Annotated in this window: 10 protein-coding genes and 1 pseudogene; 8 read left to right on the top strand and 3 right to left on the bottom strand. The window is 75.1% G+C overall.

All coding sequences use genetic code 11. The features are described 5' to 3' along the window. On the top strand, positions 1-323 hold a 323-nt coding region (locus AB0J52_RS19715; RefSeq protein WP_500183043.1), incomplete at its 5' end, for a hypothetical protein. An 11-nt stretch (positions 324-334) separates the two neighbouring features. Continuing rightward, a complete protein-coding gene (locus AB0J52_RS19710; RefSeq protein WP_500183042.1) occupies positions 335-751 on the top strand; it encodes a MerR family transcriptional regulator in 417 nt (138 codons plus the stop codon). Here AB0J52_RS19710 and AB0J52_RS19705 read toward each other — a convergent pair. Beyond that, positions 739-1599 (bottom strand): GNAT family N-acetyltransferase, encoded by an 861-nt coding sequence (locus tag AB0J52_RS19705; protein WP_500183041.1) that lies wholly within the window; start codon positions 1597-1599, stop codon positions 739-741. The genes AB0J52_RS19710 and AB0J52_RS19705 overlap by 13 nt on opposite strands. A 104-nt stretch (positions 1600-1703) precedes the next feature. Between AB0J52_RS19705 and AB0J52_RS19700 the strand changes: the two genes are divergently transcribed. Together AB0J52_RS19700 and AB0J52_RS19695 are read left to right on the top strand one after the other, a co-directional pair. Beyond that, positions 1704-2336, top strand: a complete 633-nt coding sequence (locus AB0J52_RS19700; RefSeq protein WP_500183040.1) for an alpha-ketoglutarate-dependent dioxygenase AlkB — start codon at positions 1704-1706, stop codon at positions 2334-2336. 49 nt (positions 2337-2385) lie between these two features. After that, complete coding sequence (locus AB0J52_RS19695; RefSeq protein WP_500183039.1) at positions 2386-2937, top strand: GNAT family N-acetyltransferase; 552 nt, start codon at positions 2386-2388, stop codon at positions 2935-2937. On the opposite strand, the gene AB0J52_RS19690 is transcribed toward AB0J52_RS19695, so the two are convergent. Next, on the bottom strand, positions 2934-3629 hold the full coding sequence (locus tag AB0J52_RS19690) for a TetR/AcrR family transcriptional regulator (RefSeq protein ID WP_500183038.1): 696 nt from the start codon (positions 3627-3629) through the stop codon (positions 2934-2936). The genes AB0J52_RS19695 and AB0J52_RS19690 overlap by 4 nt on opposite strands. 126 nt (positions 3630-3755) lie before the next feature. Between AB0J52_RS19690 and AB0J52_RS19685 the strand changes: the two genes are divergently transcribed. From AB0J52_RS19685 to AB0J52_RS19670, 4 genes and pseudogenes are all read left to right on the top strand, one after another. Then, the gene (locus AB0J52_RS19685) at positions 3756-4259 is read left to right on the top strand and encodes a nitroreductase/quinone reductase family protein (protein WP_500183037.1); all 504 of its coding nucleotides are present in this window, start codon (positions 3756-3758) and stop codon (positions 4257-4259) included. A 104-nt stretch (positions 4260-4363) separates the two neighbouring features. Beyond that, complete coding sequence (locus AB0J52_RS19680) at positions 4364-5038, top strand: flavin reductase family protein (protein WP_500183036.1); 675 nt, start codon at positions 4364-4366, stop codon at positions 5036-5038. Between the two features lie 87 nt (positions 5039-5125). Next, on the top strand, positions 5126-5920 hold the full coding sequence (locus tag AB0J52_RS19675) for an aldo/keto reductase (protein ID WP_500183035.1): 795 nt from the start codon (positions 5126-5128) through the stop codon (positions 5918-5920). A gap of 275 nt (positions 5921-6195) precedes the next feature. Continuing rightward, positions 6196-7365 (top strand): annotated as a pseudogene (locus AB0J52_RS19670) (Cmx/CmrA family chloramphenicol efflux MFS transporter); the annotation flags it as partial. A gap of 31 nt (positions 7366-7396) precedes the next feature. Here the strand turns inward: AB0J52_RS19670 and AB0J52_RS19665 are convergent. Next, positions 7397-7477 (bottom strand): 50S ribosomal protein bL37, encoded by an 81-nt coding sequence (locus AB0J52_RS19665; RefSeq protein WP_500183044.1) that lies wholly within the window; start codon positions 7475-7477, stop codon positions 7397-7399. Between the last annotated feature and the right edge of the window lie 175 nt (positions 7478-7652).

Genomic DNA, 7652 nt, shown 5'->3' with positions numbered 1-7652 from the left:
CGGCGATCCGCGCGTCGGCTCAGGACGCGCGCGTCGCGCTGGTCGGGACGCTCGCGACACAGCTCGCCCCGGGCGGCTCCGGCACGTCCGCGCCCGTCGAACTCGACCTGTTCGAGCTGATCCGCAAGCGGACGTCGGTGCGCGGCGTCCTCGCGCAGGACCCGGAGACCCGCGCCGAATGGACCCGCCGTTTCGGGGAGTGGCTGCGCGCCGACCGGATCGTCTTCCCGCACACGCGGTTCCAGGGCATCGAGAGCGCGCCCCGCGCGTTGCAGGAGCTACAGGCCGGCGGGCACCTGGGCTCGGTGGTCGTCGAGATCTGAGAGGTGCGCCCATGCGGATCGGTGACGCGGCAGCGGCGGCGGGCACCACCCCGCGGGCCCTGCGCTTCTACGAGGAGCGCGGCCTGCTGGTGCCGCCGCCGGTGCGCACGGCGTCCGGGCAGCGCGAGTACACGCCACGGGACGTGCAGCGCGTCCGGGTCGTCCGGGAGCTGCTGTCCCTCGGCCTGACCGTCGAGGACCTGGCCCGGGTCGCCGACCGCCTCGGCGTCCTGGTCGGCGAGGGCCCCGCCCTCTGCCCGACCGCGCGGGCGTCCGCCGCCGGGGACGGCGCGGGCGGCGGGGCGTCTTGCGAGCCGGGCAGCGGGGTGGCGAGCGCGCGGCTGGCGGCGCTGGACGCGGAGATCGGCCGGCTCAGCGAGCTTCGCGCGCGCCTCGCCGCCCGGCTGGGGGCCGATCAGAGGACGTAGCCGTCCGCCAGGTACGGAGTGGGCGGGGCCATGCCGCGCAGGGCGAGGTAGCCCTCCTGGCCGATGTCCAGGCGCGCGGCGAGGCCCACGTCCAGCGCCCAGTGGTTCGGGACGGTGATGGAGTCGACGAGCGTCTCCCCCTGCGTCTGCGCGAGCGCCTCCCACAGCAGCTTGGCGGCGGTCTCGGGATTCGCGGCGGCCAGCAGCGCCGGGCGGTCGCGGGCGGTGTCGATGTAGACATAACCCGGCTGCCGGTCCGGTTCGGCGGACACGACCAGCCGGGTGTTCTCCCTCAGGTACCGGTGGTCCGGGCCGTGGCCGGCGCCGCGCAGGCGCTCGTCCAGCCCGTCCATCCATTCGAGGTCGTCGGGGCGGCCGTCGCGGAGGCCGTCGAGCGCGGGGAGGGTGGAGCGGTCCACCCGGCCGGTCATGCGCATCTGCGGGTACAGGGTGAAGCCCGCCAGGCGGTAGCGGCGGGTCGCGCCCGGATGCGCGCTCGCCGAGAGCATGCCGGGCCGCCCGTCCGCGTGCGCGAGCGCGGCGTCCAGCAGCCGCTTCCCGACGCCCTTCGCCTGGATGCCGGGCTGGACGGCGTAGACCGACAGGTACCAGAGGCCGCCCCGGTTCTGGGAGACCGCGAACCCGATGATCCCGCCGTCCTCCTCGGCGACCAGGCAGCCGTCCGGGTCGGCGGCGAGCAGGTGGGCCATCTTCGCGAGCCAGACCCGCGTCGTCTCCGCGTCCGGCGGCACGGGCTCCGGATCGTTCCAGCGGCGGGTCAGGCGGCGGACCTCCAGGAAGGCGGCGGCCGAGACATGGTGCGCGGCGGACAGGTCGTCCGAGGTCATGGGTCTGATCCGTACGGAGTCCATCAATCCATGATCGAACATGGCGGGCCCACTCGCACCCCCTCGGCGGCGATGATCGAACACAGGTTCGATAAGCTGGCGGCATGGACGGTGTCTTCCAGGGATCGCTGCTGGACGTCGGGACCGAGGGCGGCCCGCGTGAGCTCGGCGCGTCGGTCCGGCGGACGCGGCTCGCGCACGGGGCCTGGGTCGACCTGCGGCCGGGCTGGCTCGCGGGCGCGGACGCGCTGTTCACGCGGCTGATGGCGGACGTCCCGTGGCGGGCCGAGCGGCGGCGCATGTACGAGCGGGTCGTGGACGTGCCGCGCCTGCTGGCGTTCTACGGCGAGACCGACCCGCTGCCCGACCCGGTCCTGGACGAGGCGCGCGACCTGCTCAGCGCGCACTACCGGGACGAGCTCGGCGAGCCGTTCCGCACGGCGGGCCTCTGCCTGTACCGGGACGAGCACGACAGCGTCGCCTGGCACGGCGACCGCGTCGGACGCGGCCGCAGCGAGGACACGATGGTCGCGATCGTCTCGCTCGGCACGCCCCGTCCGCTACTGCTGCGCCCGGCGGGCGGGGGCGGCCCGACGCTGCGGTACGACATCGGGCACGGCGACCTGATCGTCATGGGTGGCAGTTGCCAGCGGACGTGGGAGCACGCCGTCCCGAAGTCGGCCCGTCCGCTCGGGCCGCGGATCAGCGTCCAGTTCCGTCCCCGCGGCGTGCGCTGACCCCCGAACCGCTTACGGCGGCGGACGTCGATCGGGCATGATCGTTCGCATGATCGTGCGCCACGCCACCCCCGAGGACGCGGAGCCCATCGCGAGAGTGCACGTCGCCGCCTGGCAGCTCGCCTTCCGCGGCGTGCTGCCGGAGGCCGAGCTCGACGCCCTGCACTGGACCCAGCGCGTCGGCGGCTGGCGGGAGCGGATCGCGCCCGGCTCCGGCGTCACCGTCCTGGTCGCCGAGGTGGACGGCGAGGTCGCCGGGTTCGCCGCCTCCGGACCGCCCCACGACGCCGACCTGCGCCCCGAGCGCGCGTGGGAGCTGTACATGATGTACCTGGGCCCGGCCAGCTGGCGGCGCGGCATCGGGACGGCCCTGCTCCGCCGGACGATCGAGGCCGTCCCGCCGCACGTCCCGGAGATGGTGCTCTGGGTGCTGGACGAGAACGCCCGCGCCCGCGCCTTCTACGAACGCCACGGTCTCACCGCGGACGGCACGTCCCGCCCGTCCATGCTCGGCCCGCCCTACACCGACTTCCGGTACCGCGTCAGCCTCCGCCGGACGGGGCCGTCCGACGGGACGGCCCCGTCCGCGGCGCCCGCCTAGGCGGGGAAGCCCAGGTCGTCGGCCATCCGGTCGACGGCGTAGGCGAAGAAGTCGTCGGCCGGGTCGAGGGTGTTGGCGAACTGGCCGAACAGCTCGAAGCTGATCAGACCGGTGAGCTGCGACCAGTGCGCGGCGAGACGGGCCATCGCGACGGGCGGGACGTCCGGCGCGGCGGCGTCGATGATCGTCTGGAGCTGCCCCGCGAGCGCCGGGGCCGGCTCGGGGGCCCGCACGTCCAGCTCCCCGGCCTTCGCGGCGTCCTGCGCGATGCCCAACAGGACGAACGGGAAGCGGGTGGCGGGGGCGACCGTGTCCTCGGGCGCGGCGTAGCCGGGCACCGGCGAGCCGTAGATCAGCGCGTACTCGTGCGGGTGCCGGGCCGCCCAGTCGCGCAGCGCGTCGCAGACGGCCCGCCAGCGCGCCCGGAACCCGCGTCCCGCGGCCTCCCGGTCGGCCCGCTCCGCGCGCTCGCCGACCGCGTCGTAGGCGTCCACGATCAGCGCGGTGAGCAGCTCGTCCCGGCTCGGGAAGTACCGGTACAGCGCGGACGAGACCATGCCCAGCTCGCGCGAGACCGCGCGCAGCGAGAGGCCCTGCGCGCCGGACGCGGCCAGCTGCCGCCGCGCCTCCTCCTTGATCTCCCTGGTGAGTTCCGCCCTGGCCCGTTCTCGTGCGGTTCGGCTCGCGTTCATGCCCCCAGTCTGGCACGGGAACAGAGCGCCGGACAATTTCGAGAGCACCGCTCTTGACGTCGTGGCGCGGGGAGGAGCATGATGCTCCTAGTCGAGAGCACTGCTCTCCAAGCCGAGGGAGTCCCGATGAACGACCTGAAGCAGCAGGCCACCGCCCCCACCGGCGCCCAGACCGGCGCGCAGGCGGACGTGCGGAACCGGCTCGTGCCTCCCGGCGGCCGCTTCGTCCTCGTCTTCAACCGGTTCGTCGGCCGGCTCGCCCACCACGGCATCAGCCTCATGGGCTCCCGCGAGCTGGCCGTGCGCGGCCGGACCTCCGGCGAGTGGCGCACCAACCCCGTGAACCCGCTGACCCTCGACGGTGAGCGCTACCTGATCAGCCCGCGCGGCCGGACCCAGTGGGTGCGCAACATCCGCGTCGCGGGCGGCGGCCAGCTCCGCCTCGGCCGCAAGGTCGAGGACATCACCGTCACCGAACTGGACGACGCCGACAAGCTCCCGGTCATCCGCGCCTACATGGACAAGTGGGCATGGGAGGTCTCCGCCCTCATGGACGGCCTGACCAAGAACGCCACAGACGAGCAGCTCATCGCCATCGCCCCCGGAGTCCCCGTCTTCCGCGTACGCTGACCCCCGCGCCGCGCCCGCACGAAGCCGGCGACGCGTGGACGCCTCCGAACGTGACGTCGGATTGTCGCCAGCGTCCCGGCCGGGCCTCCCGCGACCCTGGACGCATGGAACACATCGGCATCGAACCGGGCATCCTGTACTTCGGCACCCCGGTCGTCCTCCTCGGCACCGCCGACCGCGACGGCCACCCCAACCTCGCGCCGATGTCCTCCGCGTTCTGGCTGGGCTGGCGGTGCGTCCTCGGCATGGGCACCAGTTCCCAGACGGCCCGCAACCTCTTGGCGACCGGCGAGTGCACGATCAACCTCCCGTCCACCGACCAGGTCGGCGCCGTGGACCGGCTGGCCCTGACGACCGGATCCGACCCCGTCTCGCCCGGCAAGGCCGAGCGCGGCTACCGGCACGTCCGCGACAAGTTCGGCGTGTCCGGACTGACCCCGGCGCCGTCCGAGACCGTCCGGCCGCCGCGCGTCGCCGAGTGCCCGGTGACCATGGAGGCCGTCCTGGAGAACTCCCGCGAGATCGCCGCCGACCTGGGCGGCTGGGGCACGGTCTTCGAGGTGCGGGTGCAGCGCGTCCGCGTCCACCCGTCCATCGTCATGGACGGCCACCCGGACCGCATCGACCCCGACCGCTGGCGTCCCCTGATCATGAGTTTCCAGAAGTTCTACGGCCTCGGCGAGCAGGTCCATCCGTCCCGGCTCGCGGGGATTCCCGAGCACCTGTACCGCACCGGGGACATCGACCGCGCCGCCACCGTCCCCGTCACGGTCGGGTAGCCGCGTGGCGGTGCACGGGGCGGGGCGGGGCGTCCGAACGGGTGGACGGCGCGGCGGTCCGGCCACCATGCTGGGAGAATGTCTGCCATGGGGGGCGGATTCCGGCGCGGGGGCGACGGGCGGCTGGGGTTCGGAGCGATGCGGCTGCCGGGGATTCCGGGACGGCTCGCGGTGGACCACACGACGGCCGTCGCGGTCGCGCGGCGGGCCGTCGAGCTGGGCGTGACGCACATCGACACCGCCGCGTTCTACACGCGCGGGAGCAGCCGCGCCAACGAGATCCTGCGCCGCGCGCTCCGCCCCTACCCTGACGGGCTGACGCTCGCGACGAAGGTCGGTCCCGGTCAGGACGTCCGCGCGGCCGTCGAGCAGAACCTCACCGAACTGGGCCTGGACGCCCTGCACCTCGTCCACCTCCAGGCGGGGCGTCCGGACGAGGCGGCGGGCGAGCGGTTCGCGGAGCTGGCGAAGCTGCGGGACGAGGGGCTCGTCCGGGACCTCGGGCTCGCGGACGCCACCCGCGCCCAGTTCGCCGAGGCCCGGACGATCGCGCCGGTCACGGCCGTCCAGAACCGGTTCGGCGTGCACGACCAGAGCGACGCGGACCTCGTGGACGAATGCGCCGCCGCGGGCGTGGCCTATGTGGCGCGTACGCCGCTAGGCGGCGGGCGGGCGCCGTTCACCGACCCCGAATTGCGGAAGGTCGCCCGGCGGCACGGCGCGACGGTCCACCAGGTCGCGCTGGCGTGGGGCCTCGCGCGCTCCCCCACGCTGGTGCAGATCCCCGGCACCGCGTCGCTGACCCACCTGGAGCAGAACATGGCCGCCCTCCGCCTGGAACTGGACGAGTCCGAGGTCGCCCTGCTCGAACGGCTCGCGTAGGGTGGGCCGCATGTCCTCTCCCGAGGCGTCCAGACGCCGGCCACCGCACGCGGTGGCCTGCTCTCGTCGACCGGTTCGTCCGCTGCTCTGACCAGCGTGACCGCACCGTCCTCCTGACCACCGCGTAGAGCGCGCTCTGCTCGCCCGCGTCCCGGCGGCGTCTCCTTTCCGCGTTTCCGCGGACTCGCCTTCCGTCCCGCGCGGGCTCCCTCGCGGTGGCCGTCTCCCACGGCCGCTCCGCTTCCGTTCCCGCATGCCCTCATGACGGAGTCGTCGTGCCGTTCGCCCTTTACGTCCTCGCGCTGGCCGTGTTCGCCCAGGGGACGTCCGAGTTCATGCTGTCCGGGCTCCTCCCGGACCTCGCCCGCGACACCGGCGTCCCGGTCGGGACCGCCGGCACCCTCACCTCGGCGTTCGCCGCCGGGATGATCGTCGGCGCGCCGCTGATGGCGGCGCTCGCCCGGCGGTGGCCGCGCCGCCGGGCCCTGCTCGTGTTCCTCTCCGCGTTCCTGGCCGTCCACGTGGCCGGGGCGCTGACCTCCAGTTTCACCCTGCTGCTGGTGACGCGTGTGATCGCGGCGCTCGCGAACGCCGGGTTCCTCGCGGTCGCCGTCGCGGCGGCCGTCGCCATGGCCCGGCCGGACGCCAAGGGCCGCGCCACCGCGACGCTGCTCGGCGGCGTCACCCTCGCGTGCGTCGCGGGCGTCCCCGCCGGTGCGCTCCTCGGCGACCTGTGGGGGTGGCGCGCGGCCTTCTGGGCCGTGGCGCTGGTCTCCGCGCCCGCCCTCGTCGCGATCATGACGTCCGTGCCGGACGAGCCGTCCCGGGGGACGGGCGTCCGGCCGGAGCTGCGGGTGCTGCGCCGTCCCGGCGTGCTGCTCGTCCTCGGCGTGGGGGCGCTGGTGAACGGCGCGACGTTCTGCGCCTTCACCTACCTCGCGCCGCTGGCCACCGACGTCGCCGGGTTCAGGGACGGCTGGGTCCCGGCGCTGCTGGCGGTGTTCGGGCTCGGCTCGTTCGCCGGGGTCACCGCGTCCGGACGGCTCGCCGACACCCGGCCCCGGACCGTCCTCGCCGCCGGGGGCGTCGCGCTGGCCGCCGGATGGGCCGCGCTCGCGGCGTTCGCGGACGTCCCGGCGGCCGTCGCCGTGCTCGTGTTCGTCCAGGGCGCGCTCGGGTTCGGCGTCGGCTCGACGCTGATCGCCCGCGCCCTGTACGCGGCGGCGGACGCGCCGACCATGGCGGGCGCGTTCGCCACGGCCGCGCTCAACGTGGGCGCGGCCGTCGGCCCGCTGCTCGGCGGGCTGGCGGTGGACGGCGGCCTCGGCTACCGGTCCCCGGTGTGGCTGAGCGCCGCCCTGGCGGCGGCCGCGCTGGTCGCGGGCGCGCCGCTGCTCCGCACCGGACGGCCGCACCCCGACGGGCCGCTGGCCGGTGGCGGACCGGCCGGTGAAGAGGCGGCCGGGAACGAGCCGGTCAGTGGCGGGCGCAGGGGCGGCGGCCCTTGTTCGCCTTGCTCCGCTTGCGGCTCCGACGCTTGCGAGTGCGCTTCGACATGACCCGATTGACCCTCCGAACCGCCGCCGCGGCAAGGCCCCCGGCGGTGACGGGCCGGGAGCGGCCAGGTGAGGGTCACGACATGCGGAAGGGCCCCCCCGCCCCTGGGGCCGGGCGGGCAGACGGGGCGCCCCGGGCCGGAGCCGCCCCACGGTGTTCAGCGGGCCCCGCAGGA

Source organism: Spirillospora sp. NPDC049652 (assembly GCF_040675125.1).
In the GTDB taxonomy this organism is placed as follows: Bacteria; Actinomycetota; Actinomycetes; order Streptosporangiales; family Streptosporangiaceae; genus Spirillospora.
Note: the sequence above shows the minus strand (reverse complement) of the source record. Positions and strands in the feature narration are given on the sequence as shown.

Excerpts from the sequence above, each read along its gene's own strand:
- AB0J52_RS19695 (WP_500183039.1), top strand. The coding sequence starts at position 2,386 with ATGATCGTGCGCCACGCCACCCCCGAGGACGCGGAGCCCATCGCGAGA.
- AB0J52_RS19690 (WP_500183038.1), bottom strand. The coding sequence starts at position 3,629 with ATGAACGCGAGCCGAACCGCACGAGAACGGGCCAGGGCGGAACTCACC.
- AB0J52_RS19685 (WP_500183037.1), top strand. The coding sequence starts at position 3,756 with ATGAACGACCTGAAGCAGCAGGCCACCGCCCCCACCGGCGCCCAGACC.
- AB0J52_RS19675 (WP_500183035.1), top strand. The coding sequence starts at position 5,126 with ATGGGGGGCGGATTCCGGCGCGGGGGCGACGGGCGGCTGGGGTTCGGA.
- AB0J52_RS19680 (WP_500183036.1), top strand. The coding sequence starts at position 4,364 with ATGGAACACATCGGCATCGAACCGGGCATCCTGTACTTCGGCACCCCG.
- AB0J52_RS19710 (WP_500183042.1), top strand. The coding sequence starts at position 335 with ATGCGGATCGGTGACGCGGCAGCGGCGGCGGGCACCACCCCGCGGGCC.
- AB0J52_RS19700 (WP_500183040.1), top strand. The coding sequence starts at position 1,704 with ATGGACGGTGTCTTCCAGGGATCGCTGCTGGACGTCGGGACCGAGGGC.
- AB0J52_RS19665 (WP_500183044.1), bottom strand. The coding sequence starts at position 7,477 with ATGTCGAAGCGCACTCGCAAGCGTCGGAGCCGCAAGCGGAGCAAGGCG.
- AB0J52_RS19705 (WP_500183041.1), bottom strand. The coding sequence starts at position 1,599 with ATGACCTCGGACGACCTGTCCGCCGCGCACCATGTCTCGGCCGCCGCC.